This is a genomic window from Nocardia sp. NPDC004573 (assembly GCF_053602135.1).
Genome location: NZ_JBSGDA010000001.1, coordinates 391,589 through 416,680 on the forward strand (window position 1 = coordinate 391,589; position 25,092 = coordinate 416,680).

31 protein-coding genes and 1 tRNA gene are annotated in these 25,092 nt (G+C 69.7%); 24 read left to right on the top strand and 8 right to left on the bottom strand.

The window, feature by feature from the left end; translation table 11 throughout:
• Positions 1-33: 33 nt before the first annotated feature.
• A complete protein-coding gene (locus ACWEKR_RS01875) occupies positions 34-1,332 on the top strand; it encodes a M16 family metallopeptidase (protein WP_452353084.1) in 1,299 nt (432 codons plus the stop codon).
• A 145-nt stretch (positions 1,333-1,477) separates the two neighbouring features.
• Complete coding sequence (locus tag ACWEKR_RS01880; protein WP_452352836.1) at positions 1,478-1,900, top strand: hypothetical protein; 423 nt, start codon at positions 1,478-1,480, stop codon at positions 1,898-1,900.
• Positions 1,901-1,917: 17 nt separating this feature from the next.
• On the opposite strand, the gene ACWEKR_RS01885 is transcribed toward ACWEKR_RS01880, so the two are convergent.
• A complete protein-coding gene (locus ACWEKR_RS01885; protein ID WP_195083803.1) occupies positions 1,918-2,247 on the bottom strand; it encodes an ArsR/SmtB family transcription factor in 330 nt (109 codons plus the stop codon).
• A gap of 93 nt (positions 2,248-2,340) precedes the next feature.
• Between ACWEKR_RS01885 and ACWEKR_RS01890 the strand changes: the two genes are divergently transcribed.
• From ACWEKR_RS01890 to ACWEKR_RS01915, 6 genes are all read left to right on the top strand, one after another.
• On the top strand, positions 2,341-3,555 hold the full coding sequence (locus tag ACWEKR_RS01890) for an MFS transporter (protein ID WP_452352837.1): 1,215 nt from the start codon (positions 2,341-2,343) through the stop codon (positions 3,553-3,555).
• Between the two features lie 71 nt (positions 3,556-3,626).
• A tRNA-Gly gene (locus ACWEKR_RS01895) sits at positions 3,627-3,702 on the top strand.
• 347 nt (positions 3,703-4,049) lie between these two features.
• Positions 4,050-4,469 (top strand): Hsp20/alpha crystallin family protein, encoded by a 420-nt coding sequence (locus ACWEKR_RS01900; RefSeq protein WP_452352838.1) that lies wholly within the window; start codon positions 4,050-4,052, stop codon positions 4,467-4,469.
• 43 nt (positions 4,470-4,512) lie between these two features.
• A complete protein-coding gene (locus ACWEKR_RS01905; protein WP_452352839.1) occupies positions 4,513-4,767 on the top strand; it encodes a hypothetical protein in 255 nt (84 codons plus the stop codon).
• 165 nt (positions 4,768-4,932) lie between these two features.
• Complete coding sequence (locus ACWEKR_RS01910) at positions 4,933-5,148, top strand: hypothetical protein (protein WP_452352840.1); 216 nt, start codon at positions 4,933-4,935, stop codon at positions 5,146-5,148.
• A gap of 25 nt (positions 5,149-5,173) precedes the next feature.
• Positions 5,174-5,491 (top strand): cold-shock protein, encoded by a 318-nt coding sequence (locus ACWEKR_RS01915; protein ID WP_452352841.1) that lies wholly within the window; start codon positions 5,174-5,176, stop codon positions 5,489-5,491.
• 114 nt (positions 5,492-5,605) lie between these two features.
• Here ACWEKR_RS01915 and ACWEKR_RS01920 read toward each other — a convergent pair whose 3' ends face one another.
• The gene (locus tag ACWEKR_RS01920; protein WP_452352842.1) at positions 5,606-6,709 is read right to left on the bottom strand and encodes a glycosyltransferase family 9 protein; all 1,104 of its coding nucleotides are present in this window, start codon (positions 6,707-6,709) and stop codon (positions 5,606-5,608) included.
• Between the two features lie 631 nt (positions 6,710-7,340).
• Here ACWEKR_RS01920 and ACWEKR_RS01925 point away from each other — a divergent pair.
• The 5 genes from ACWEKR_RS01925 to ACWEKR_RS01945 all read left to right on the top strand — a co-directional run bounded on the left by ACWEKR_RS01925 (position 7,341) and on the right by ACWEKR_RS01945 (position 11,661).
• Positions 7,341-7,901: a D-sedoheptulose-7-phosphate isomerase gene (locus tag ACWEKR_RS01925; protein ID WP_452353085.1), complete on the top strand. Its 561-nt coding sequence runs from the start codon at positions 7,341-7,343 to the stop codon at positions 7,899-7,901.
• A complete protein-coding gene (locus ACWEKR_RS01930) occupies positions 7,901-8,902 on the top strand; it encodes a PfkB family carbohydrate kinase (RefSeq protein WP_452352843.1) in 1,002 nt (333 codons plus the stop codon). Before ACWEKR_RS01925 ends, ACWEKR_RS01930 begins: the two co-directional genes overlap by 1 nt.
• Before the next feature lie 459 nt (positions 8,903-9,361).
• Complete coding sequence (locus tag ACWEKR_RS01935; protein ID WP_452352844.1) at positions 9,362-10,015, top strand: PAS and ANTAR domain-containing protein; 654 nt, start codon at positions 9,362-9,364, stop codon at positions 10,013-10,015.
• Between the two features lie 137 nt (positions 10,016-10,152).
• Positions 10,153-10,752 (top strand): STAS domain-containing protein, encoded by a 600-nt coding sequence (locus ACWEKR_RS01940; protein WP_452352845.1) that lies wholly within the window; start codon positions 10,153-10,155, stop codon positions 10,750-10,752.
• Between the two features lie 87 nt (positions 10,753-10,839).
• Entirely contained in the window at positions 10,840-11,661 is an 822-nt protein-coding gene (locus ACWEKR_RS01945; RefSeq protein ID WP_452352846.1) for an RNA polymerase sigma factor SigF, read from the top strand.
• Between the two features lie 59 nt (positions 11,662-11,720).
• Here ACWEKR_RS01945 and ACWEKR_RS01950 read toward each other — a convergent pair whose 3' ends face one another.
• Positions 11,721-12,674, bottom strand: a complete 954-nt coding sequence (locus ACWEKR_RS01950; protein WP_452352847.1) for a helix-turn-helix transcriptional regulator — start codon at positions 12,672-12,674, stop codon at positions 11,721-11,723.
• A gap of 382 nt (positions 12,675-13,056) precedes the next feature.
• On the opposite strand from ACWEKR_RS01950, the gene ACWEKR_RS01955 reads away from it, so the two are divergent.
• Complete coding sequence (locus ACWEKR_RS01955) at positions 13,057-13,206, top strand: hypothetical protein (RefSeq protein ID WP_195083793.1); 150 nt, start codon at positions 13,057-13,059, stop codon at positions 13,204-13,206.
• Positions 13,207-13,261: 55 nt separating this feature from the next.
• Here ACWEKR_RS01955 and ACWEKR_RS01960 read toward each other — a convergent pair whose 3' ends face one another.
• Together ACWEKR_RS01960 and ACWEKR_RS01965 are read right to left on the bottom strand one after the other, a co-directional pair.
• Positions 13,262-13,687, bottom strand: coding sequence for a low affinity iron permease family protein (locus tag ACWEKR_RS01960; RefSeq protein ID WP_452352848.1), 426 nt, complete (start codon positions 13,685-13,687; stop codon positions 13,262-13,264).
• A gap of 131 nt (positions 13,688-13,818) precedes the next feature.
• Complete coding sequence (locus ACWEKR_RS01965; protein WP_452352849.1) at positions 13,819-14,775, bottom strand: YihY/virulence factor BrkB family protein; 957 nt, start codon at positions 14,773-14,775, stop codon at positions 13,819-13,821.
• Between the two features lie 192 nt (positions 14,776-14,967).
• On the opposite strand from ACWEKR_RS01965, the gene ACWEKR_RS01970 reads away from it, so the two are divergent.
• On the top strand, positions 14,968-15,453 hold the full coding sequence (locus tag ACWEKR_RS01970) for an FBP domain-containing protein (protein WP_452352850.1): 486 nt from the start codon (positions 14,968-14,970) through the stop codon (positions 15,451-15,453).
• Between the two features lie 212 nt (positions 15,454-15,665).
• On the opposite strand, the gene ACWEKR_RS01975 is transcribed toward ACWEKR_RS01970, so the two are convergent.
• Both ACWEKR_RS01975 and ACWEKR_RS01980 read right to left on the bottom strand, forming a co-directional pair.
• Positions 15,666-16,094, bottom strand: a complete 429-nt coding sequence (locus ACWEKR_RS01975; RefSeq protein ID WP_195083790.1) for a YbaB/EbfC family nucleoid-associated protein — start codon at positions 16,092-16,094, stop codon at positions 15,666-15,668.
• A gap of 125 nt (positions 16,095-16,219) precedes the next feature.
• On the bottom strand, positions 16,220-16,612 hold the full coding sequence (locus ACWEKR_RS01980) for a hypothetical protein (protein WP_452352851.1): 393 nt from the start codon (positions 16,610-16,612) through the stop codon (positions 16,220-16,222).
• A 158-nt stretch (positions 16,613-16,770) separates the two neighbouring features.
• Here ACWEKR_RS01980 and ACWEKR_RS01985 point away from each other — a divergent pair, with 158 nt between their 5' ends.
• Complete coding sequence (locus ACWEKR_RS01985) at positions 16,771-17,883, top strand: alcohol dehydrogenase catalytic domain-containing protein (protein ID WP_452352852.1); 1,113 nt, start codon at positions 16,771-16,773, stop codon at positions 17,881-17,883.
• A gap of 41 nt (positions 17,884-17,924) precedes the next feature.
• Here ACWEKR_RS01985 and ACWEKR_RS01990 read toward each other — a convergent pair whose 3' ends face one another.
• Positions 17,925-18,359, bottom strand: coding sequence for a MarR family winged helix-turn-helix transcriptional regulator (locus ACWEKR_RS01990; protein WP_452352853.1), 435 nt, complete (start codon positions 18,357-18,359; stop codon positions 17,925-17,927).
• Positions 18,360-18,436: 77 nt separating this feature from the next.
• On the opposite strand from ACWEKR_RS01990, the gene ACWEKR_RS01995 reads away from it, so the two are divergent.
• The 8 genes from ACWEKR_RS01995 (at position 18,437) to ACWEKR_RS02030 (ending at position 25,091) form a co-directional block, all read left to right on the top strand.
• Positions 18,437-18,883, top strand: a complete 447-nt coding sequence (locus ACWEKR_RS01995; protein ID WP_452352854.1) for a MarR family winged helix-turn-helix transcriptional regulator — start codon at positions 18,437-18,439, stop codon at positions 18,881-18,883.
• A gap of 114 nt (positions 18,884-18,997) precedes the next feature.
• The gene (dapB, locus tag ACWEKR_RS02000) at positions 18,998-19,744 is read left to right on the top strand and encodes a 4-hydroxy-tetrahydrodipicolinate reductase (protein ID WP_452352855.1); all 747 of its coding nucleotides are present in this window, start codon (positions 18,998-19,000) and stop codon (positions 19,742-19,744) included.
• Between the two features lie 37 nt (positions 19,745-19,781).
• Positions 19,782-20,282: a hypothetical protein gene (locus ACWEKR_RS02005; protein WP_452352856.1), complete on the top strand. Its 501-nt coding sequence runs from the start codon at positions 19,782-19,784 to the stop codon at positions 20,280-20,282.
• Between the two features lie 28 nt (positions 20,283-20,310).
• On the top strand, positions 20,311-20,763 hold the full coding sequence (locus ACWEKR_RS02010; RefSeq protein WP_452352857.1) for a flavodoxin family protein: 453 nt from the start codon (positions 20,311-20,313) through the stop codon (positions 20,761-20,763).
• 108 nt (positions 20,764-20,871) lie between these two features.
• A complete protein-coding gene (locus ACWEKR_RS02015) occupies positions 20,872-21,558 on the top strand; it encodes a response regulator transcription factor (protein ID WP_452352858.1) in 687 nt (228 codons plus the stop codon).
• Positions 21,522-22,847, top strand: a complete 1,326-nt coding sequence (locus tag ACWEKR_RS02020) for an ATP-binding protein (RefSeq protein ID WP_452352859.1) — start codon at positions 21,522-21,524, stop codon at positions 22,845-22,847. Before ACWEKR_RS02015 ends, ACWEKR_RS02020 begins: the two co-directional genes overlap by 37 nt.
• A complete protein-coding gene (locus tag ACWEKR_RS02025; RefSeq protein WP_452352860.1) occupies positions 22,840-23,859 on the top strand; it encodes a hypothetical protein in 1,020 nt (339 codons plus the stop codon). The genes ACWEKR_RS02020 and ACWEKR_RS02025 overlap by 8 nt, the downstream gene beginning before the upstream one ends.
• Positions 23,860-23,891: 32 nt before the next feature.
• The gene (locus tag ACWEKR_RS02030; RefSeq protein WP_452352861.1) at positions 23,892-25,091 is read left to right on the top strand and encodes a winged helix-turn-helix domain-containing protein; all 1,200 of its coding nucleotides are present in this window, start codon (positions 23,892-23,894) and stop codon (positions 25,089-25,091) included.
• The last annotated feature ends 1 nt before the right edge of the window (position 25,092 follow it).

Here is a 25,092-nt window from a genome sequence, read left to right on the forward strand (position 1 = left end):
ACCGGGCAGGGGGGTTCGTCACTCGAGCTGCGGATGGACGCGGACAGCGGAGTGCGCCGCACCGTGCTACCCGGCGGATTACGCGTGGTCACCGAGCATCTGCCCGGGGTGCGCTCGGCGTCCATCGGCGTCTGGGTCGGGGTCGGATCGCGTGACGAAGGCCCGACTGTCGCGGGCGCCGCGCACTTCCTGGAGCACCTGCTGTTCAAGGCCACGCCGACGCGCTCGGCCCTGGACATCGCCGAGGCGATGGACGCGGTCGGCGGCGAACTCAACGCGTTCACCGCGAAGGAGCAGACCTGCTACTACGCGCACGTGCTGGACGACGACCTGCCCCTGGCCGTCGACATGGTCTCCGACGTCGTGCTCAACGGCCTGTGCCGGGCTTCGGACGTGGACGTGGAGCGACAGGTGGTGCTCGAGGAGATCGCCATGCGCGACGACGACCCCGAGGACCTGGTCGGTGACTCCTTCCTGACCGCGCTGTTCGGCGATCATCCCATCGGGCGCCCGGTGATCGGATCCGTGGAATCCATCGAGGGCATGCGGGCCGCGCAGCTGCGATCGTTCCATCTGCGGCGGTATCGGCCGGACCGGATGGTGGTGGCGGTCGCGGGCAACGTGGAGCACGACCACACCGTGGAATTGGTGCATCGGGCGTTCGAGAACCGGCTGGATCCAGCGGCGACGCCCGCGCGCAGGCGCGAGGGCCGGTTCCGGCCACACGGCACTCCGCAGCTGCACTGGAGCCATCGCGACAGCGAGCAGGCGCACCTGGTCTTCGGTGTGCGCGCCTTCGGGCGGCATGAAGGAGAGCGGCGCTGGCCGCTGTCGGTACTGAACACCGTGGTCGGCGGCGGACTGAGTTCACGTCTGTTCCAGCGCATCCGAGAAGAGCGGGGGCTGGCGTACTCGGTGTACTCCAGTGTCGACACCTTCGCCGACACCGGGGCGTTCTCGGTCTACATCGGATGTCAGCCGGAGAACCTCGGCCAGGTGGCGGCGCTGGCGCGCGGCGTCTTGGAGGAGGTGGCCGCCGACGGCATCACCGATGCCGAGTGTGCACGCGCCAAGGGCTCGTTGCGCGGGGGGCTGGTGCTCGGTCTGGAGGACTCCGCCTCGCGCATGAACCGTCTGGGGCGCAGCGAGCTCAGCTACGGCAACCACCGCAGCGTGTCGGAGACCTTGGCGCGCATCGACGCCGTCACCACCGAGGAAGTGTCCGCCGTCGCACGCACGCTGCTGGCGCGGCCGTTCGCCGCGTCGGTCGCAGGACCGTACAAGCGCACCCGGGATCTGCCCGCCGCCGTCCGGCGGCTGGTGCCGAGCTGAGCTTCGCGTGGGCGAGGGACCGCGGCTTGGCGGAGTATCCACTGCCGCGATACTGTTCGGCCGCCCGGCCGTCGATTCCCCGCCGGAGGGCGCTGAACTCGATTGTCCGGGTGTCGGATCCGGCGATCTCTGGCAAGGAGTCGAGATGAACCGAACGAGTCGTGCCCTGCGCGTGCTGGGCGCGGTGTCGATGCCCGTCCTCGTGCTGGCCGGGTGTGGCGGCACGGACGCGGCTGCGGGCAAGCCGGGGGAGCCGACCGCGGCCGCGCTGCGCGCCGAAGCCACCGAGATGACCGAGGCACTGGCGAGCCACGACTACGCCGCCGCGTACCGATTCCGCTCCGCGCGGTGTCGGCTGACCCTCAACGAAGACGACTACGTCGCGTCCATGGCGCAGCTCTATGACGGCCGGGACCTCGAATCCAAGCCGGCCGAGATCACGGTGACCACGTCCGGGTCGACGGGTACGGTCACGGTCAAGAATTTCGACGCTCGCGCGGCCGAGGACGACGCCGAGCCGAAGACGTGGACGTTCGTCGACGGGCAGTGGCGCTTCGACAACTGCTGAACGCGCCCGGGGCCGGGTCACGCCTGGTGGGCGCGGTTGGCGGCCGCGACGATCGTCGGCACCAGCCCCGGCAAGGCGGACTCGAGGTCGTCGATGCGCAGGCGCTGACAGGTGTGACCGTCGATGACCAGCCGCTCGATCACGCCCGCGTCGCGCAGGATCTTGAAATGGTGGGTGGCGGTCGATTTGTTGATCACCTCGTAGAGCGCGCCGCAGCGCACCGCCGTTCCCGCGTTGCCGAGCCTGCGCACCATCTCCAGGCGCACCGGGTCCTGCAGCGCGCTGAGCACTACGGGCAGCGCGGCCACCGGGGGTGGCTGTTGCTCCGCGTCTCGGGCCTCGGGCATGATCTGGCTCACTCTCAGGTTTGATGATCGTCGTACCGGATGTATGGTCGATTGCGGTTCGATCATCATCAAACTTACCTGATCGGAGATCCGATGGCAGCGACGATGGCGGTGGCCGTCGAGGAGCAGACCACGCAGCGCTGGGCCTACGCCCTGGTGCTGTCGGCCAGCGGCGTGGCCCTGGGGGTTTCGGGCGTTCCCGCACCGCTCTACGGCATCTATCAGAAGCAATGGCATCTCTCCCCGCTCACGACGACGATCGTGTTCGCGGTGTACGCGGTGGCCGCCTTGGGCGCCGTGCTGGTGTCCGGGCGGATCTCCGACGTGGTCGGCCGCAAGCCGGTGCTGCTCGGTGCGTTCGCCACGATGGTCGCCGGGTTGCTGGTGTTCGTGCTCGCCGACAGCGTGCCGATGCTGCTGCTGGCGCGTGCGTTGCACGGCGTCGCGGTGGGTTCGACGGTGGTCGCGGGCGCCGCCGCGCTGCTGGATCTGCGTCCGCACCGCGGTGCCCGGTCGGGGCAGCTCAGCGGCGTCGCGTTCAACGTGGGCATGGCGGTGGCGATCCTCGGCTCGGCGCTGCTGGCGCAGTACGCGCCGCATCCGCTGCGCACGCCTTATGTCGTCATCACCGTCGTCTGCCTGGCGATCGGCGCCGGCGTGGTCGCGTTGCGCGAACCGCACACGACGCGGGCCCAGGGGCGCATCCGGATCGCGAAACCAGCTGTGCCGCAGGAGATTCGAGGGGACTTCTGGTTCTCGGCCATCGGCGTGATGGCGGCCTGGTCGGTGCTGGGCGTGCTGCTGTCGCTGTACCCGTCGCTGGCCACGCAGCAGACCGGTATCCACAATCTGGTCTTCGGCGGCGCTGTCGTCGCCTCGACCGCGCTCTCCGGCGCCACCGCGCAGTTGTTCGCGACCGGCGTGCCCGCCCGATGGGCCGCGATCCTCGGCGACACCGGAATGGCGCTGTCGCTGCTGCTGACGGTGCCCGCGCTGGCCACGCACAACTGGGTCGCGGTGCTCGCCGCGGGCATCGCCCTCGGCGCCACCTTCGGCCTCGGGTTCGGCGGTTCGCTGCGGCACCTGTCCGAGGTCGTTCCGCAGCACAAGCGCGGCGAGACGATGTCGGCGTACTACCTGCTCGCCTATTCGGCGATGGCCCTGCCGACCATCCTGGCCGGTTGGGCGGCCACCACCTGGGGGCTGAGCACGGTGTTTCCGTGGTTCGTCGGCGTCGTGGCCCTCGCCTGCCTGATCGCGGCCGCTCTCGGCCTGCGTCGCGACCGCGCGGGGGAGCGGCGGGCATGAGCGGCGATTGGCTTTTTGCCACGCGTGTCCGCTAATGTTCTGTGTCGCATCACGGACTCCGCGATGCGCATGCGGATGTAGCGCAGCTGGTAGCGCATCACCTTGCCAAGGTGAGGGTCGCGGGTTCGAATCCCGTCATCCGCTCCACGAAATCATCTGGCTCGCAAGGCCGAGTGTCCTTCCGGCCATCCATATCACCCTTGGCGTTCATGTCCGTGGTGAGTTCGAGCGCGCAACGTCGTCGGACGTGTTCGCCGGTTTCGTCTCGCCCGGATGAGAGCGGTGCCAGGCCGACAATTCCGGTGCTGCCCAGGGTGTTTAGCACGTAGCCAGCTTGCACGCGGCTGGTCATAGCCCGCATTCGCCCGTCTGCCGAATTGTTGTCGCTCGTGCTCTTGCGTAGATGTCTGGATAGTGCTACAAAAAATCTGTCTAAATCGACACAGGTTATCTCGGTAGAGCCCCGCAGATGGAGTGAGTTGGAGGTGGCGACCATGTTGATGCGGACCGACCCGTTCCACGATCTGGAGCGGTTGACGCACCAGGTGCTCGGCACGGCAGCGCACCCGGCCGTCATGCCGATCGACGCCTGGCGGGAGGGCGAGGAATTCCTGGTCGAGCTCGACCTACCCGGCATCGATACCGGCTCGCTGGATCTGGATCTCGAACGCAACGTGCTCACGGTGCGCGCCCAGCGCCCAGAGCTGGAACCGGGGCGCGAGATGGTGGCCGCGGAGCGGACCCGTGGCGTGTTCAGCCGCCAGATATTCCTCGGTGAGGGGCTCGACAGCGATCGCATCAGCGCCGACTACGCCGATGGGGTGCTGCGAGTGCGAATCCCCGTCGCGGAGCGGGCGAAACCGCGCAAGATCGAGGTCGCTCGCGGCGACGGCCACCAGGTGATCGACGCCTGATCGCCCACCGGACCCAGCACGTTCCGACAGGAGGTGAAGGGTTGTGCGCACCCTCGACAGCCGCGACGTCGCCGGTTTGCCGCTGTTGGACGCCGACCTCGACGGGTTGTTCGCCGAGGTGGACGAGATCCTCTGTGCGGCAATGGCTGTCGCGCAGTGCCCACCGGCGCTGCCGTGCCTGACGGCGGCCCCCGACGGGGCGACGGGGCCGCGACCGTACGCAGCGGTGGCCACCTTACGCGGCCGCATACCGGCGCACCGGCCGCATCCGCGCGAGCGCGGACCTCCGCGCGGATGACGGTTTCGGCAGATCCACCCGAAAGACAGGCGAGATGAAAGGCAGGTGATGCACGGACCGATCGAACCGTCACGTCACTCTCTTCCGACGCGGGCCCGGCACCCGGTGTCCGGGCCCGCGGCTCCCGTATCCGCGACAGGCCCGAAGCCAGGAGGAAGGACCACCGTGCACACCCCGACATTTCCCACCGGTAGCGCCGCCGACCACCTCGAACAGCAAGCGCCTGCCGACCGGCACGAGCACACCGGAATCGATACGACGGGCATGAGCCCGCTGGCCGAACGCATCCGGGACGCCTTCGACCACGCCGACGAAGTCGACCGGTTCGAACAAGCCTTCGTCACACCGTTGCCCGACGACGAATACCCGCTCGCCTACTGACCCGACCCCGCTGTTACGCCTTGTCATGACGACTACCACGCATGCCCCCAGCCGATTCCGGCCGCACCGCCCGCGTCGCGACACCCTCGTCCCCGCCACCGCCACCGAATGGCGCCATGGCACCGTCGCCTGGTTCAACACCGAGAAAGGCTTCGGCTATCTCGAACCCGACGACCGCACCAGCCCCGTGTTCGTCGACTTCCGCGCCATCGACATGCGCGGATACAAGACACTCGCTCCCGGCCAGACCGTCGTCTTCACCACCACCATCACCGATCGGGGGCCGGAAGCGGCGAACGTGCGCCCGTACATTCCGCGCCCCTACACGGCCGGTCGGTGCTGATTTCTCGGTGGTGAGCGGGACATCGGCGGAACCAGGGCACGGTATCCGGAGCGGAATCGCGACTGGGCGAGGACGAACCGAACAACCGTGGCCGCGCGAGCGCGTGCGTATCGGTCAAGTGTGTTCGAGCAGCTCATCGATATCCCGGCAGACGTCATCGGTCCGTACGTCGGCGACGAACGACACGTCGTGCGGGCAGCGGGGACGTTCCTCGTCGGTGCAGTCGCGGTGGCAGACCGGGCAAATGGTGGTCCAGGACATCAGCACCCGGTCACGGGCGCGGCCCAGCGGCCCCGCGTTGATCACGTTGCCGATCCAGAAGATGCCCACGGTCGGAGTACCGAACGCCCTGGCCAGATGACGCGGGCCGCTGTCGTTCCCGACGAAGACGCTACTGCGGGCGAGGACGCCGCACAGGGCGGGCAGCGGCGCGCCGATCAGCGTACGGATCCGGTGGTCCAGTGCGCGTGCACCGATTCGCAAGCGGAGGCCGTCGACGAGGTCACGATCGGGCTCGGAGCCCAGCAGGACGACCGCGACGCCCCGGTCGAGACAGTGGACGGCGACGTCCGCGAAGCGTTCGGTGGGCCAGCGTCGGCGGGGGTCCCTGGCGCCGGGATGGATGGCCGCGATCGGGCCGCCCAGGTCGCGGAGGACCGAGTCGGCGGCGGACCGGTCCGCCGCTGTCGGCTCGAGGTGCGCTTCCAGCATCACGGGCGCCGCACCGGCCAGGCCGACGACCTCGAGGGCTCGCAAGGTCTCGTGCTGGTAGTAGCGGAACGGCAGTGTGCGGGTCAGGGCGGCCGCGCCGGCGGCACGCGAACCCACCGTCCAGCGTGGGCGCAGATCGGCCAGGAACGGGTTCGACCAGGCGCCACCGCCGTGTAGTTGCACACCGAGATCGATCGGCCCCAGTTCGTCGCAGACGTCCTTGTCGACGTTGCCCTGTTCATCGATGACCACCACTCGGTCGATGGGCCCCGCGCGGTCGTAGAGCAGTTCGGCGTGCTCGGCCGTACCGAGCAGAACGATGCGAGCTTCGGGATACGTCGCCGCCAGCGCGTGGATCGCGGGGAAGGCGAACAGCAGATCGCCGAGACCGCCGCCGCGCAGTACCGCGATGCGCCGCACCTCGGGGAAGACCTCGCCGAGCGGGCCGAGCGCCGGGCACGATGGAATGGGTCCCGTGCGGGTGATCGCGCCGCCGGCGTGTCCCATGCGACCTCCTGCGTGTCCGACGAGCCGTACGAATGTCGTCGTTCTACCCGGGGTCCGGGCGCACAAACGGTGCGGGCAGCGCAGCACGGATGTTTCGGCGCGGTCGAGTGGGGCATGTCAGCCCGTGCGGGCTTCGGTGTGCGGCCCGGATCGGTACTGCGCGTGTGATCCAGTCGTCCTCGGCGAACGGAGCTGCAGTGAAGGTCCCCACGGTGTTCGAGCACGCCGGTCCGCCGGCCGAGTCCGGCGCGGTGGTCACATCGACGCGTGAACACTGCGTCGCCCATACCCGGCGCTACGGCTTCTGTCCCGATGTGATGACTGCCTCCGACCTGTCCCGGCCGCACCATCGTGCGGCGGCTGCCGCCACGGGTCCTGCCGCTACACATAGCTGGCATCGACTGCGTCGTGACCCTCGGCACCGACTGTTCGGTGTCACCGCCGGCGCGACATCAGGTGGACGGCTCGCCGGAGCCGGAGGGACACCCATCGGAGGTCACGCCGGACGATCAGGTGGTTTCCGAAGTGAACCCGGTATGACCGCCGCATCGGCGACGAGGAAGGACGACCTACCGTGACAGGTTCGGACACCGATCCGGCCCACAGCGGCGCGCCCGGCCCGGAGGCCGTCCTGACGCGCCATTTCGACGCGCTGACCACCGCGCTCGAACGCAACCGCGCCCTCGTCCTCGCGCGGCTGTGGGCCTGGGGTGCGGACCTCGCCCGCGTCTACGCATCCGGCGGGCGCTTGTTCACCTGCGGGAACGGGGGCAGCGCCGCCGAAGCCCAGCACCTGTCGGCCGAATTGACCGGTCGCTTCCAGCTGGAACGGCGCCCGCTGTCGGCGATCGCCTTGCACTGCGACACCTCCAGCACCACCGCGATCGCCAACGATTACGGCATCGAGGAGATGTTCGCACGCCAGTTACGCGCGCACGGCAGGCCCGGTGACGTGCTGATCGCGTTGTCGACCAGCGGATCGAGCCCGAACGTGATCGCCACCGCCAAGACCGCCCACGACATCGGGCTGACCACCTGGGCGATGACCGGACCGTCGCCGAATCCGCTGGCGTTGCTGTGCGACGACGCGATCAGCATCGAGGCCGAAACCGTCGCGACGGTGCAGGAGATGCACTTGTTGCTGGTGCACGGGCTGTGCACGGCGTTGGAAGCCGCGCTGGAGCGGGAGTGATGGCCGCGGGCGATCCGCTCGTCGTGATCGGGGACGCGCTGCTCGACATCGACCTCGACGGTCGCGCCGACCGATGCAGCGCGGAGGCGGCAGCCCCGGTCGTCGACGTCGCGCACCGCACGTTCCGTCCGGGTGGGGCGGGATTGGCGGCCCGGCTCGCGGCGGCGGGCGACCGGGAAGTCGTCCTGATCGCCGGTTTCGCGGCCGATGAAGCGGGCGCCCGGCTGCGCGGGTTGCTGGACGGACACGTACGGATCATCGCGCTACCCCTGCACGGATCGACGATCTGCAAGCAGCGGGTGCGCGCGATCGGCCCGTGGGCCCGCAGGAACGGGCACGTTCGCGCCAAGGAACCCCGGCGGCCCATCCTGATCACCAGAATCGATTCCGGCACCGGACGAGCGAGCGCCGACCCGCTGCCGGACGAGGCGCAGGCCGTGCTCGCGGCGGCGCAGGCGGTGCTGGTCTCCGACTACGGTCGCGGCATCGCGGCCCACCCGCAGATCCGTGCGCTCCTGCGTGCGCAGGCCCGCCACGTTCCGGTCGTCTGGGACCCCCACCCGCACGGACCCGTGCCGATCCCCGGCGCGGCACTGGTCACCCCGAATCGCGCGGAAGCGCTCACCCTGCTGTCCGGGCGGCTCGACGACGGGCCTGATCTGTGGAAACTCGCGAAAGGGTGGGCCGTCGACGCCATCGCGGTGACCCTCGGACCGGAGGGTGCCCTGCTCTGCCTGCGCGCGTCCGGCAAACGTTCGCGCATCCCGCTTCCGGTCGCGGCCAAGGCGCCCGGCGGCAGTGACACCTGCGGAGCAGGGGACAGTTTCGCTGTCGCCGCGACAGCCCACGTGGGCGAGGGCAGCGGACCGGAGCGGGCGGTTCGCCGTGCGGTGCTGGCGGCGGCCGAGTTCGTCGGCTGCGGGGCCGCCGCCGTGTTCGCCGAATCGGAACCGGCCCCGATGTCCGGAGGGACCGCGCAGGCGGACAGCGCGTGGTTGTGATCAGTGCCATGCGCGCTCGAGTCCGCAGCCGCGACACCCTCGCTCCACCGCGCCCCGCCCGGGCAGGTGGTGGTGCGAGGCGCGAGTCGCACTGTGCCCGAGTGGGTTCGGGAGTGACGGACCGCACCGGTCCACGCTCCGCTGTCGTCCGCGTCGAAGCGGTTCTCTGCCAGAAGATCACCGGGTGCGTGGAACCTGCCGGCGCTTCGTTTTTCGGATAGCTGCCGAGCCTTGTCACGCCTGGATCCGGCGCAGATGACATACTGGGTCGTAGGTCACCGGCTGTCGCCACTGATGTGCGCGGGCGCCGGCCGTTGAGTCAACAGCGGATTGTCGGCCGAGCGTGCCCGCGCCTACATGACCCCGCCGAGGGAAAGACGGCCCGTGGGTCGCGTTGCGCTGTGCGCCCCTTGTCCTCGGAGAGGCCTTGCATCCATGACTCAACGTATGCAGCCCTGCATGTCCGCCGTAACCGCTGCCGATTCGGCATCATCCGAGCAACCTACTGTCGGAAGCTTCCGGTTCTGGTTCGCCACCCGCCGTTGGGAATGGTCCGCCGAGGTCTATCGCATGCACGGCTACCAGCCGGGCGAGATCGAGCCGACCACACAGCTGCTGCTCGCGCACAAGCACCCAGACGATCGCACGCACGTCGCCGAGACCATCACACGTGCCATAGATCACGGCGAGCCTTTCTCGAGCAGGCACCGGTTCATCGACCTGTCCGGCCAGGAACACACCGTGCTCGTCGTCGCCGATCGAATTCTCGACGACCGGGGCGCCGCGGTCGGCACCGCGGGCTTCTACGTCGACCTGTCCGACACCCTGGCCGAGGCGCACCAGGCCATGCTCGCCGCGACGCTGCCCGGGCTCTACGAGAATCGCGCGGTGATCGAGCAGGCCAAGGGCGTGCTCATGCGCGTCTACCAGATCAGCGCCGAGCAAGCGTTCCAGATCCTGCGCTGGCGATCGCAGGAAACCAACGTCAAGTTGCGCGCGCTGGCCCAGCAGCTGCTCGCGGAACTTCCTCAGGTGCCACCGCCGCCGCCGGATCTGGTCGCCGCGTTCGACCACATCCTGCTGACCGTCCACCACCGCATCCCCCGGGAGTGACCGTGCGGGAGGCGACGGCGTTTCGTTTTTCGGACCGATGCCCCGGCGGACTTCGTCTGTCGCACTGACACCACCGGAATCGACTGCCAGGCTCGACTATGCGGTCTCGTGCCGATACCCGGCCGCCGGAGGTACGCATGACCTTTCAGAACGGCGTGGACGGCGTCCCGACCGATGACGGCTTGCTCCTCGTCGCGCACGGTGAGCTGGATGCGGCGACCGCCGACGAGTGCTACACCGAGATGGCCGAAACGGTCGAACAGCATTGGCGCACAACCCCGACTCCGGCATCGGTCGTCATCGACCTGTGTGCCGTGCGTTTCCTCTCCTGTGCGGGCGTACGTGTGGTGCTGCGGCTGGCGAGGTGGGGCGCGCGAGCAGGTGTCCCGGTCGGAATGACCGTGCCGGACGACGGACCCGTGCGGCGCATCGTGGATGTGCTGGGAGTGCGCAGCAGTGTGCCGGTGGTCGCGTGCCCGGCATCCGGGGTGCACGACGCCGGCTATCCGTCGCGTGAGTGCCGTTCATCCGGCGCTGTCGTCACGGGTGATGTGACGGGGCGGGCCGGCGGTGGTCCGGAAGCGCATCGGCGGATCTCCCCGGAAGCTGTTCACCGCCCGTATGTCTCCGGTGGCGCGACCCGGTCTCGCCAGCCCGGGCGGGCGGGCGATCCCGAGAACGCACCTGGGCACCGGCGCCCGTCCGAAATACGAACAAGACCGCCCACGAACGCTTGACGCAACCGTCGGGCGGTATACGGCGATCGTCGCCGCCCTCTGCCGGGCGAGCGCGGCGACCGCTGGAGAACGGGAATGAGGAAGTTCATGTCACTCGCGACCGCCAACCGCAGGACCGCCACGCCGCGCCGGACGCGGCGCGGAGCAGACAGCTACGACGGCATCGAACCATGGCTCGAGAAATTGGCCGCGATGGACGAGAACGATCCCGAACGGCCGCGACTGCGGGAAGCGGTCCTGCGCCGGTGCCTGCCGCTGGCCGAGCACATCGCCCGCCGTTTCGTGGGCCGCGGGGAGAACTACGACGATCTGTACCAGATCGCCGCCGTGGGGTTGGTGCTCGCGGTGGACCGCTTCGACCCGGCGCGGGGACCGTCGTTCCTGTCGTTCGCGGTGCCCACCATCATGGGCGAGGTACGCCGCCACTTCCGTGATCACAGCTGGGCGGTGCGCGTGCCGCGCCGGATCAAGGAGATCCAGTTGACCATCGGCCCGGCAGTGGAGCGGCTCTCCCAGCGACTGGAACGGATGCCCACCGCGCTGGAGATCGCGGTCGAACTCGGCATCGACCTGACCGAAGTCACCCAAGCGTTGCTGGCAGGCAACGCCTACTCCACGAATTCGATCGACGCGGTCATCGAGGACGACGACAGCGGCGGCGCCCCGGTGCGCGTCGCGGAGACGTTCGGCGAGGAGGATCCCTCCTACGACCTGACCGACGAGGCACTCGCGGTCGCCCCGTTGCTCGCCGAACTGCCCGAGCGAGAGCGGCGCGTGCTGCGCATGCGCTTCTTCGAGGGGCGTACCCAAGCCCAGATCGCCGCCGTGCTGGGCGTCTCGCAGATGCACATCTCGCGCGTCTTGTCGCGAACCCTCGCCGATCTGCGGGAGCGTGCCCTGCGCGATTGATCGCCGCTGTCCAGTGCAGTCCATGGCCGAGCCCTCGTGCGGGACTGAGCCCCAGCGGATTACGCGATGAGCGTGGTGTGCGGAGATCGGCCGTATGCCTCGCGGTACGCGCTGGCGAAGCGTCCGGGATGGGCGAAGCCCCACGCCGCGGCGATCGAGGTCACGGTGTGGCCGTCGTCGGACGAGAAGTCGCGCAGCTGTTCGTGCGCGGCACGTAGGCGAAGCCGCCGCAGATACGCCATGGGCGTGGTGTCGAGATGGCGACGAAACGCCAGTTGCAAGGCGCGGACGGTGACATAGGAGGCCGCGGCGATATCGGCGACGGTGATGTCCTCGCTGAGGTGCGACTCGACGTAGGCCAGCGCGCGTCGGACCGTCTCGGGGTGGGCGTCGTTGCGGTCGGTCGCCGTCGGATCGGTGTGCGCGGTGCTCGGCAGAGCATGCAGCACGGTGGCGGCCAGATACTGCGCGGCGGTGGAGGTGATCAGCGGCTGCTCGCGTACCGCGCGATCGGTGGCGAGATCACGCATGTGCTCGAGCACGCCGGCCAGATGCCGCGCGGCGGCCTGCGATACGGGCCGATGGCCCGTGAGCCGGACCGGCTCCAGGTCGTGGTCCGGGGCCGCGGCCGCGACCTGGGTCAGCAGCGCGGGATCGAACATCGTGATGCTGTAGCGGGCGTGGTGGATCACTCCGGAATACGGCAGGTCCGGCGGAGTGAGCAGCCCCAGCTCGCCGGGCCGGAAGAAGTCGGTGCTGCCGTCGGCGTAGTTCTCTTCGATCGTCCCCGAGTCGACCTCGCACAGGCATATCTTGCCCAGCGGCTGGGCGTCGTACCGCATGTCGAAGCTCAGGTCGAGGTCGTCCAAGCTCACCGGACCGAGCATCGTCCGGGTGATGTCCGTCCGGACGGGGATACCGGTGTTGTTGCCGATCCGCATCCTCGTGTAGTTGATATTGAGGAACTCTTCGGTATCACCCAAACTGTCGCTGTGGAAGGCCAATGACTCCATCGCTGCGACACTCCTGCTCTTCCGGATACGGCATCCCGCCCAGTACGTCGTAGAGGTTTCCGAGCCACGCTGCTCGGCGTACGGACCGGCCACTCAACCGTCGTCGTTCAGCCAGGTAGGAGCGGTTCGGTACCCCAGATGTGTCGGCGATTCGCATCCCGTCACACCGCAGCGGGGAGTACCCACCGCAGCCGGGCCCAATCGTCGAGAACCGATTCCACTCTACCTTCGCGGCATGCGCGTCGAGCCGACCAGCGCTTTCCGATCCGCTGCCCGCAGGCCGGGGCTCGTGAGTGTTTCGTCCTCGACTCAGCGGCCACCCTGTCCACGGGGGCCGGGTCGCCCTCTCATACGAAACCGTCCGAAGAGATGAGGAGGTCCTATGGTTTCGCAGGACACGATCGCGCAATTGCGCCAGGACATCACCACCGCGGAGGACGCGGGTGACGAAGCGAACGCCGAGCGTTTGCGCCGGGAGCTGGCCGAAGCGGTCCGGGAGGCAGGAAAGAGCGCCGAGCCCGGGCAGCCGTGACGAATCGGTGCACGCGGAGGCCGGCGGCGTGCGACGCCACCGGTCTTCGCGCCGGTCACCCGGCGCTCTCCCGATTCTCCAGCCCGACAGCCTCGGCGAGTTCCCGCCGGTGACGCCGCAGTTCCGGGTGTTCGGAGCTCAACTCGCTCATGAGATCGGCCAATCCGTCGGCGACGGCGTTGAGCTTCTGCTGGACCGCGGCGTCGGAGCGGCTCTGGGTGTTCTGTAGCAGCGCGACGAGCAGGAACGTGATGATCGTCGTCGCGGTGTTGATGACCAATTGCCAGGTGTCCACGCTCGGAAGCAAGAAGATCGTCGGCGCCCAGACCAGCACCAGAAGCACACAGAAGACGAAGAATCCCGCCTTGGAGGCCAGTGCGCTGGCCGCTGTCGCGAATCGGTCGAACACCGACAATTTCCCGCTGACATCCGAGGGCATGGTCGCGGGTTCGGCGGCGGCGTGTTCAGCGTGCTGAGTCATGGGAGTCCTCTCCGAATACCGATCCAGTCGGGCTTCGGATACCGCTCCCGGTCACGCTGAAACGGTCAGGGCGGTCGGCGGGAGGGGCTGCCGCCGGTGTGATCGCGACGCGAATCCCCTGATCCCGTTGATCATTCGTCGGGTTCGTCGCGCGGCGGCAGATAGGGTTCGGCATCTTCCGGATGGCCATGGGCGATGTTGCGCGCCCGCGCCAGCTCGGCGTCCAGCTCCGCGCCCAGCAGCACCGCGATGTTCGAGATCCACAGCCAGACAAGGAAGACGACGACGCCACCCAGGGAACCGTAGACCCGGTTGTAGGAGCCGAAGTGACCGACATAGAAGGCGAACCCCCAGGACGCGCCCGCCCAGAGCACGACGGCCAGCGCGCTGCCCGGAGTCAGCCACCGGAATCCCGGTTGGCGCACATTGGGCGCCGCCCAATACAGCAGGGCGAATACCAGGCTGATCAGCGCCATCATCACCGGCCACTTGACGATGCCCCACACCGTGATCGTCGCCTGCGCCAGTCCGAGCCAGCGGCCGAGGTGGTCGGCGAGCGAACCGCTGACGACCACGCCGACCGTGCAGACGCCCAGCAGGACCACCACCGCGGCGGTCAGGGCCACCCGCACCGGCACGGTCTTCCAGATCGGCCGCCCCTCCTGGATGTCGTAGATCGCATTGGTCGCCCGCATGAACGCCCCGATGTACGCGGACGCGGTCCACAGCGCCGACGCCAACCCGACCAACGCCAGCGGTCCGGCCGGGCTCTGCGCTTCCGCGATGCCGTTCACCGCGTCCACGAGCAGATCTGTCCCGCTGCCCGGGCCGATCTCGCGGAGGGTGTCCACCAGCGCCCGGGTGTCGTCGCGTCCCAGCATGCCCAGTCCGGCGGTCAATACGATCAAACCCGGAAAGAGCGACAGCACGCTGTAATACGTCAATGCCGCGGCCCAGTCGGTGAGATTGTCGCGTTGGAACTCGGCGACCGATCGGGTGACCACGCCCCACCACGACCGTCCCGGCAGGTCGGCCGGGCCGCGCAACCGACGGCGCGGCGCGAACCTCTTCTGCATGTCTTGCGCCACACTCACACCTCCCGCTGGCGGCGGATACCCGCCGTGCCGGTCCCGAAACCCGCTCCGCGCCCGAAGCATTCGGTGCTGCCGGAAGTGTCGCGCGCAGCGCTGAGCGCACAGGGAATTTCCGTTGTTCCCGGCGCGGCGGGACCGTAACGTCGCTTGGGTTTGTCCACCGATCGACCGAAGGAGATCTCCCTCATGGAACCTGTCACCGAACGCGACATCAGGTCGTCGTTCGTCAACTGTTCGAAAGGAGACGCCAAGCGGCTGCCCGTGCCCAAGGACCTCGACGAGCGGCCCTGGGCAGATCTGGACTTCCTCGGCTGGAGCGATCCGTCCCTGCCGGGACGCGGCTATCTGGTCGTCCCGCAGGACGATCGTCTGGTCGGCGTCGCGTTGCGGTACGCCACCGGCGGCACCGGCCGGGCACAGATGTGCACGATCTGCCTGACCACCCACACCGGCGGCGGGGTCGCGCTGATGACCGCGCACAAAGCCGGCGAGTCCGGGCGCCGGGGCAACTCGGTCGGCACCTATATGTGCACCGATCTCGCCTGCTCGCTGTACGCGCGGAACAAGAAGCGGCCTGCGCTCGGAAGCCGGTACCGCGAGGATCTCACGCCCGAAGAGAAGGTCCAGCGGGTGCGCGAGAATCTCTCCGCGTTCCTCGCCAAGCTGTACTGATCGCCTCATCCCTCAGGCAGCCGAGGCTGCCCACCCCGAACGGAGGTCGCTGCCATGTGCCGACACTCGAGAACCACTCGTTTCCCGCCACCCCGAACCGTTCGGCAGCGCGGCGGATTCGGGGGTGGCGGTGCATTCCTCGCCGGTCGAGTCGGTCCGGATCGGCCCGGAGCGTCCCGTCCGGCGAGGAGGCACCGCTGCCGCCGAGCGCGCTAGCCGGTCGAGTCGTCCGCAGGCTCCCACACCGCACGCAGACTGGGTGCGCCCGGGACGAGATCGGGCAGGTCGGGCACCGCTTCGGCGTCGGCGACGAGCGGGGCGATGATCGCCGCGTGCTGGTCGCGGGCCAGCCGCGCCGCCTGCCTGCCCGCTTCGGTCACCGAACGGCCCAGCTGTTCCGGCGTGCTGCGCAAGGCGGCCGGCGTAAACCGCACGTCGACGAGCACGCCCGCCGCGTCTACGGTCACCGTCACCAGCTTGTCCGCCGACTCGGCCGTGCACCGCAGCGCGGACAGCTTGTCGCGCACCTCTGCCAGATGGGTGCGCTGCTCGGCGAGCGCGTCCAGGATGTAGTCCACCTGGTTGCGGATTCCGCTGTTGGCGGAGCGCAGACCGTCGCGTTCCCACCGATCCACCGGCACCGGCCTCCTCGAGTACACATCGTTCCCCGGGACGGTCGCCGGGTGGCAGCCGTCCGAGAACAAGGCGGAAATTGTCCGGCAGACCGGGCGTCGGCGCAGCGCGCCCGTCCCCGTGCTGGGAAGAGTCAGGCTGATGCCGTAGCGGTTTCGTGCACCGTCAGCCAGCGCACCGCGCCTGGGTCCTCGGTCGTCAGCACGGCGGTCACCCAGCGGCGAGTGAGGTTTCCCGCCGCCCGGTGCGTCTCCAGGAAGCGCACTACCGCGATGCCTTCCGACCACGAGAGCTCTTCGATATCGGACACCTCGATGGTCAGGCCGGGCACGGCATTGCGCGCGCCACGGAGGCCGGCGAGCAACGCGCTGCGCCCGAGTACTTCGCCATCGGTCGTCACCATGCTGAACCGCTCGTGCTGCGCCGCCGCGAACCGCTCGAACACCTCGACCGGCGCTTCCGACCCGAGCCACCTCCCCAGGTCGGCGTGCAAGCGCTCGACCACATCGCCCAGATCCACACCCATACGCGGCATCGTACGCAGGCCCGCGTCCGGCGTGGCGTGACCGCTGCACACCGCGACGTGACGCGGACCGGCGGCGGCCGGTCCGAGCGGTGCGACAGCGAGGCAGGTGCGGCCACTGTGGTGGGGTGCGGACCACCCCTAGCGGTAGCGTCGGCGGAATGAAGATTCGTGGAGCGGTCCTGGAGCGGATCGCAGCGCCGGCGCCGTTCGCCGAGTCGGCGCCGATCACCGTGTGCGATCTGGAGCTGCGCGAGCCGGGGCCCGGTGAGCTGCTGGTCCGGATCGAGGCGGCGGGCCTGTGCCACTCGGACCTGTCCGTGGTGGACGGCAACCGGGTCCGCCCGGTGCCCATGCTGCTGGGCCACGAGGCGGCGGGGCGGGTGGAAGCGCTCGGCCCCGGCGACGGCGATATCGCGGTCGGGCAGCGCGTGATCATGACCTTCTTGCCGCGGTGCGGCGAGTGCGCGGGCTGCGCGACCGACGGACGCACACCGTGCGTGCCCGGCAGTGCCGCCAACAACGCGGGTGAGTTGCTCAGCGGTGGGCGGCGGCTGTTCCGGAACGGCGCCGAGGTGCACCACCACTTGGGCGTCTCCGCTTTCGCCACGCACGCGGTGGTGGACCGCAGGTCGGTGGTGCCGGTCGATGACGACGTGCCGCCCGAGGTGGCCGCGGTCCTCGGCTGCGCGGTGCTGACCGGCGGTGGCGCTCTGCTGAATTCGGCGCGTCCGGGCCCGGGGGACCGGATCATGGTCGTCGGCCTGGGCGGCGTCGGTATGGCGGCAGTGCTGGTGGCGGTGTCGCTCGCCGCCGAGGGGCACGAGGTGATCGCGGTCGACACCGTGGCGGACAAGCTCGCTCTCGCGCAGGAGTTCGGCGCGCACGCCGCATATACCCCGGCCGAGGTCGCCGAACTCGGGGTGCAGGCCGAGGTGGTGGTCGAAGCGGCGGGCAACGTCCGCGCCTTCGAGACCGCCGTCGCCGCGACCGCGCTCGGGGGCACGACCGTCACCGTCGGACTGCCCGCTCCCGATGCCCGGGCGGCTATCTCGCCGCTGGCCTTGGTCGCGCAGGGACGTTCCATCGTGGGCAGCTATCTCGGCTCCGCGGTGCCGTCCCGGGACATTCCCGAGTACGTCCGGATGTGGCGGTCGGGACGGCTGCCGGTGGAGCGGCTCGTCTCGGCGCATGTGGGGCTCGACGAGATCAACCGTGCCATGGACGAACTCGCAGCGGGCCACGCCTTGCGTCAGGTCATCGTCTTCGACTGACTCGGCCGCCGAATCCTGGCTCGGCAGGCGCGCCGCGTCGCTCATCCGGCGGGGCGGTCCAGCCCGTCGACGAAACGCGCCAGCAGACGGGCGAACTCGGCGCGCTCGGCGGGCGTCCAATCCGCCATGGCGGCGGCCATGGCGTCACGCCTGCCCGCTCTGGCCTCGGCCACCGCCCGGTTGCCCGCGGTGGTCAGGCGTAGGACCGAACGCCGTCCGTCGCGCTGATCGGCGACTCGTTCCAGCAATCCGGCGGACACCGCCTGCGCCACCAGGCGACTGGCCCTCGGCTGATCGACGCCGAGGGCGGGGGCGAGCGCGCCTACCGTGTCGGCCGCGCCGTCGGCCACGGCGTCGAGCGCGCGGAACACGGCGACGGGGATCGCGCCGTCGCTCAGCGCGCCGCGCGTCTGTCTGCGCCGGATCCGGACCATCGCCGCTTCCACGGCGACGGTGATCGCGTCGTGCTGATCCATCCGTCCACTCTGTCATGCCCGATATTTGTATGTAAGAATGCATGTAGTTGTTTCTGGGCATATCGAGGAGTGTGGTCATGGCCATCCGGCGCGGCATCGGATATTGGCTCGTAGAGCTCGATCGATTGATCAACGAGCGCTTCGACGAAGACCTCGCCTCCGGCGGTTTCAGTCGCAGACGCTGGCAGGTGACCCACTCGCTGGCCGACGGACCGCAGCGCGCCGACGACATCCGCGACGCGCTCGACGCCTTCTGGACCGACGACGCCGAATGGTCCACCGAACTGGCCGGACTCGTCGCCGACGGGCTGGTCGCCGACGACGCGGGCATGTTGTCGCTGACCGGCAAGGGCCGCGGCGCCCATGACGCCGCCTTCGTCCGGATCGCCCGGCGCAGAGCGCAGATGGCCGACGGGATCACCGACGAGCAGTTCGCCGAGACCCTGCGGATCCTGCGACGGATGGTCGCGAACCTCGGTGGCGCGGCGAGCCCGGCGGTCGGCGAACCACAGCCGGCGCGGTGAGCGCGCCGATCCTGTGGTTGCTTCGCGGTGGCCGGGCACAGTCGGGCCGCGCCGGGATCGCGGTCGGTGCGCCCCACTAGGCTGATCCCGACCGAGGCGGAACGAGGAGGTGCGGTGACCATTCGGGTCGGAGTGCTGGGAGCGCGTGGCAAAGTCGGACAGGCGATCTGCGCGGCGGTGACCGCGGCAGGCGATCTGGAACTGGTCGCCGCCGTCGACAAGGACGATTCGCTCGAGTCGTTCACCGCGGCGAAAACCCAGGTCGTCGTCGATTTCACGCACCCGGACGTGGTGATGGGAAACCTCCGGTTCCTGGTGGAGCACGGCATTCACGCGGTGGTGGGCACCACCGGGTTCGACGAGTCCCGGCTGGCGGAGGTACGCGGCTGGTTGGCCGAGCGTCCCGAGGTCGGCGTGCTGATCGCGCCGAACTTCGCCATCGGCGCGGTGCTGTCCATGCGCTTCGCCGAGCAGGCCGCCCGATTCTTCGAATCGGTGGAGGTCATCGAGTTGCACCACCCGAACAAGGCCGACGCACCGTCCGGCACCGCCTACCGCACCGCGGGACTGATCGCCGCGGCCCGGGACAAAGCGGGCCTCGACCGCAGTCCCGACGCGACCACGACAGAGCTGGAGGGCGCGCGCGGCGCCGATGTGGACGGGGTCCGGGTGCACTCGGTGCGCCTGGCCGGCTTGGTCGCCCACCAGGAGGTCCTGTTCGGCACGCAGGGCGAGACGCTCACCATCCGGCACGACTCGATCGATCGCTCCTCCTTCGCCCCCGGGGTGCTGCTCGGGGTCCGGGAGATCGCCAAGCGCCCCGGTCTCACCGTCGGGCTCGACCCGTTCCTGGATCTGTGATCGAGCGTCGGCAGCCGCACCGCGACGGAGCGCGACCGTGAGCGGCGCGGAGCGCGACGATCGCAAAGGCGGCGGAGAAGTCGTCAAGGTGGTCGCGTTCATCGCGGTCCTCGTCCTGGTGCTCGGCTTCTATTTCCTGCTGCTGGGCCGAATCGCGGTCGGCTTGATCGGTTCCGGCGAGGTGGCGGCGATCGTGATCGGTGTCGGCGTGCTCATCCTGCCGCTGCTGGGCGTCTGGATCGTCGTAGCCACCGTGCGCGCCGCCCTGGCGCATCAGCACCTGGCGCGGCGGATCCACGACGAGGGCCTGGAACTCGACACCTCCGCGTTACCGCGGCTGCCGTCCGGCCGTATCCAGCGCGCGGCCGCCGACGAGTTGTTCGCGGAGGTCAAAGCCGAGTGGGAGGCCGATCCGGACAACTGGCGCGTCTCCTACCGCCTCGCGCGCGCCTACGACTACGCGGGTGACCGCACCCGAGCCCGCGAGACCATGCGCCGCGCGGTCGCGCTGGAACGGCACGAGCGCGACACCGCCTGACGGCCGCGCGGGCCGATACCATCGCAGGGTGGCCCGGTTGCTGATCATCCATCACACGCCGTCCCCGCACATGCAGGCGATGTTCGAGGCCGTCGTCTCCGGGGCCACCGACCCCGAGATCGAAGGCGTGGAAGTCGTGCGCCGCGCCGCACTGGCCGTCACCGCCCCCGACGTCCTGGCCGCCGACGGATACCTGCTGGGCAGCCCGGCGAACCTGGGATACATGAGCGGTGCGCTCAAGCACGCGTTCGACACGATCTACTACCCGTGCCTGGATTCCACCCGCGGTCGTCCGTACGGCGTGTACCTGCACGGCAACGAGGGCACCGAGGGCGCCGAGCGCGGGGTGGGGAGCATTACCACGGGACTGGGCTGGGAGCAGGCCGCCGCCGCGGTGGTCGTGTCCGGCCCGCCCGGCAAAGACGACCTGCGGCGCTGCTGGGAACTCGGGGCCACACTCGCGGCCGGGCTGATGGCCTGAGGCCCCCGAATTCTGGTGTCTGACCCTCGCGCACCATTGCCCGGCATACTGTGTGCGGTTGTTGTCGCGGTGGGGATGTGAACGAGTAGCTCGGGATGGGAGAGCCAGGTGACCTGGGCCGAAGGGAATGGGCACGCCCCGCGCCGAATCGGATTGGTGGAGGACCACGAATCGGTCGCGATCGGTCTCGCCGCGATGCTGGCGCCGGAGACCGATCTGGATCTGGTGCTGACCGCGGGCACCGTGCCGGAGCTGCTGGCCGCCGCCGATGGTGCGCCACCGCTGGATCTGGTGGTATTGGATCTGCGGCTGGCCGACGGATCCGCACCGGAGGACAACGTGCGCGCCCTGCGTGCCCGCGGCATGGAGGTGCTGGTCTTCACGGGCGCGGACAACGCCTTCCTGGTGCGTGCCGCCGCGCGTGCGGGTGTCTTGGGTGTGGTGCGCAAATCCGAGGACGTGCCGACCGTCGTCGCCGCCGTGCGCCGGGCGGCCAGCGGCGAGCAGGTCGTCACCACCGACTGGGCCGCCGCCATCGACGGCGATCCGCAGCTGTCCAACGTGGGCCTGAGCCCGCGTCAGGAGGAAGTGCTCACGCTCTACGCGTCCGGGGAGAAAGCATCCCGGGTCGCGCGGCTGACGGGTCTGTCCGAGCAGACGGTCAACGATTATCTCGGCCGCATCCGCCAGAAGTACGCCGACGCCGGCCGTCCGGCGCCGACCAAGACCGACCTGTACAAGCGGGCGGTGGAAGACGGGTGGCTGCCGGTCCCCGAGCGGCAGCCGCGCGGATGATCGCGTCCAGCATGCTGGACACCCCGTCGCACTCGCACTCCCTCCCGCTCGACCGGCCGCGCGCGAGCCGTTGGCGCCGCGGAGTCGTCGCGTTGTCCACGGAGAAAGCCTCCGAAGGAGCCGCCGATCGCATCCTGCGGCGGTTCGGGCTCGCCATCGGCATCGCGGGCGTGATCGCCGCGATCATCGAGTTGCCCGAGATCGCCGATCAGAGCCGCTTCGTGCCCGTCCGGTGGACGGTGGTGGAGGTGGTGCTGGCGTTCGGACTGTTCCCGGTGCTCGCGCTCGTCTCGATCGGCATGAGCCGGCGCGTGATCCAACGGGTCGCCGGTGCGGCGGCGGTCAGTTTCCTCGGGGCGATGGCGGTGGTCCCCGTGGCGTATGCCGTGCCGGATGCCGAAGGGACGGCCTCCGTCTGGCTGTACCGGGTACTGGCGCTGGGTGTGCTCGCGGCCGTGCTCGCTTGGCGTCCGCCGTTCGCCGTGACGTACCTGGTGGTGGGCTCGGCGTTCAGCGCGCTGGCGAATCTGGTCGTGTTGCGGGAGACCACCGCGCTCGCGTTGCTCGGCGATTTCGCCAGAGCGGCCGGGTTGAGCGCGCTGTTCCTGTGGTGCGTGGTCTATGCCAGGGCGGCGGCCGCGCGCGTGGATCGCGAGTCGGCGATCGAGAGCAGCCGCGCGGCGGCGGTCGCGGGTGCGGCGGCCCGGGAGCGGGAACGCGCGCGGTTCGCCGCGCTGATCCACGACGCGGTGCTGTCCACCCTGCTGGATGCCTCGCGAGCCGGGACCGAATCACCGGTGCTGCGCCGTCAGGCCGAACGCACCCTCGAACAACTCGACGAGTGCCGGGTGGCCGAGACCGAACCCGACCGGCTGGACGCGCAATCCGCGATCGGCTTCCTCCGCTCGGCCGTACACGAGGTGAATCCCGGCATCAGGTTCACCACACGGCGGTGGGCCGGATTCGACGATCTGCACCTGCCGGTGGACGCCGCCAGTACGATCGCGGCCGCGCTGGCCGAGGCCGTACGCAACAGTCTGCGTCACGCCACCGTCGCCGGGCGGGAGGTGCGCCGCGCCGTCACAGTGACGATCAGCGCCGGGGGAATCCGCGTGGTATTCCGGGACGACGGCGCGGGTTTCGACCTGAGCCGAGTGCCCGTCGACCGGCTCGGCATCTCGGTGAGCATCCTCGGCCGCATGCGTCAGCTCTCCGGTGGCGCCGGGTTCGTGGAATCCGAACCGGGTGAGGGAACGACCGTGACGCTGGTCTGGGGCGGAAATGGCTGAGCCGGACTCCGAATTCGGGCTGCGTGATCTGCTCGGGCTGCGCGACCGCGCGGCGTGGCTGTTCCTGGTCGTGCTCGAAGCGACCATCGTGCTGTACATGATCCGGAACTTCTCGGAATCGCCGGTGGCCGCCGCCGTCGCGGCGCTGGTCGTGCTGGCGCTGGCCGGTGTGGTCGTCCTGGTCGTTCCCACCGATCCGCTGCCCTGGGCCGCGACCGTGTTCGTCGCCGCGTCCGGGCCGCTGGCCACGACCTTGACCTCGTTCGACGTCGAACACGGCTGGTCCAAGCAGGTGTGGACGGCGTTCGCCGCGTCGTACGTGCTCGCCGTGCTGGTGCTGCGCGGACGCTTGGCCGCCGCCTGGCTCGGCGTCGCGGGCATCGGTGTGGTGATCGCCGTGGTCGGTGTGGTGGCCGGGCTGCGGATCGGCGTCGTGGTCGGTTCGATCGTGCCGGTCGCCACGGTGGCGGGGGTCTCCCTGTTCGCGGCGATCATGCGGCCCACCCAGCGTTCGCTGCGGCTGCTGCGTGAGGAGGCGGCCATGCGCGCCGCCGCCGAGGCCGCGATGGCGGCGGAGAACTCCGAACGCACCCGTCAGCTGGCCCGGCTGGACGCGGTGGCGCGCCCGATCCTGGAACGCATCGCCGACGGCGCGGAGCTCACCGCGGCGGAGCGGGAGCAATGCAGGCTCCTGGAAGCCGAACTGCGCGACGGCCTCCGGGCTCCGCACCTGGCCACCGATCAGCTCAGCAGCGCCGCTCGTGGCGCTCGCTCCCGCGGCGTCGAAGTGATCTTGCTCGACGACGGCGGCTTCGCGGGCGTGCCACATCACTTGCGCAGGCAAGTGATCGACGCCGCCACCCGGGAGCTGGACGCCGCGAACGACGGCTCGGTCACCGTCCGTATCCTGCCCGCCGGTCGCCGCATCCTGGCCACCGTCCTGGCCACCGCGTCCGACCGAGACCGCCGCACCGAGATCGACACCACCGGCACGGTCACCGTCTCGACCTGACGTGTCGGTGGGTCGTGGCATCGTTGCCTGCTATGCGGAAGATGGGTGCCGCGGCGGCACGGCGAACGGCTTTGGCGGCGCAGGGTTTCGGGGTACGCAGGTCTGGCCGCGCGACGCGGCGGACGGTGCTCGGTGTGCTGGACCGGACCAAGCTACTGCAACTGGATTCGGTGTCGGCGGTGGTGCGAGCGCACTACGCGCCGGTGTTCAGTCGCATCGGGTCCTACGATCGCACGCTGCTGGATCAGGCCGCCTGGAGCAACGGCGCGCGGCGCCCGCGCACGCTGGTCGAGTACTGGGCGCACGAGGCCGCGCTCATCCCGGTGGAGGACTGGCCGCTGCTGCGCTGGCGGATGCGGCGGTACGAGCACGGGCGCTGGTCGGGCATGCGCAAGGTGGTCGAGCGCAATCCGACGTTGGGCAAGGACATCCTGGATGTGATCACGTCGGTGGGCGCGGCCACCGCCGGTGAAGTGGAGCGCCATTTGGAGCTGGACAAGCCGCGGCCGAAGGGCTCCTGGTGGAACCTCAGCGATACGAAGATGATCTGCGAGCAGCTCTTCGCGGCGGGCGCGCTGTCGGTGGCCACGCGCGTGGGATTCACCAGGCACTACGACCTGACCGAGCGGGTACTGCCCGCGGAGGTGCTGTCCCGCGACGTCGCCGAACCGGACGCCGTCCGTGCGCTGGTGCTGCGCGCCGCCACCGCGCACGGCATCGGCACCGAAGCCGATCTGCGCGACTACTACCGGCTGCAGCGCGCCCAGACCGAACCGGCCATCGCCGATCTGGTGGACGCCGGAGAGCTGATCCCGGTGCAGGTGGCGGGCTGGGAGAAACCAGCCTATCTGCGGGCGGGCGCCCCGACGCCGCGCCGCGTCGAAGGCGCCGCGTTGCTGTGTCCGTTCGACCCGCTCATCTTCTTCCGCGCCCGCACGGAGCGCATCTTCGACTTCCACTACCGCATCGAGATCTACACCCCTGAGCACAAACGGGTGCACGGCTATTACGTCTTCCCGTTCCTGCTCGACGGTGAACTGGTCGGCCGTGTCGATCTGCGCGCCGAGCGCGCGAACGGCCGGTTGTGGGTCCCCGCCGCGTTCGCCGAACCCGGATACGACACTCCGGCCACCGCGCACGCCCTCGCCGGCGCGCTGCGCGAGATGGCCGATTGGCTCGAACTGGACGAGGTCGTCATCGGCGAGCGCGGCAATCTCGCCGCGTTGCTGTAGC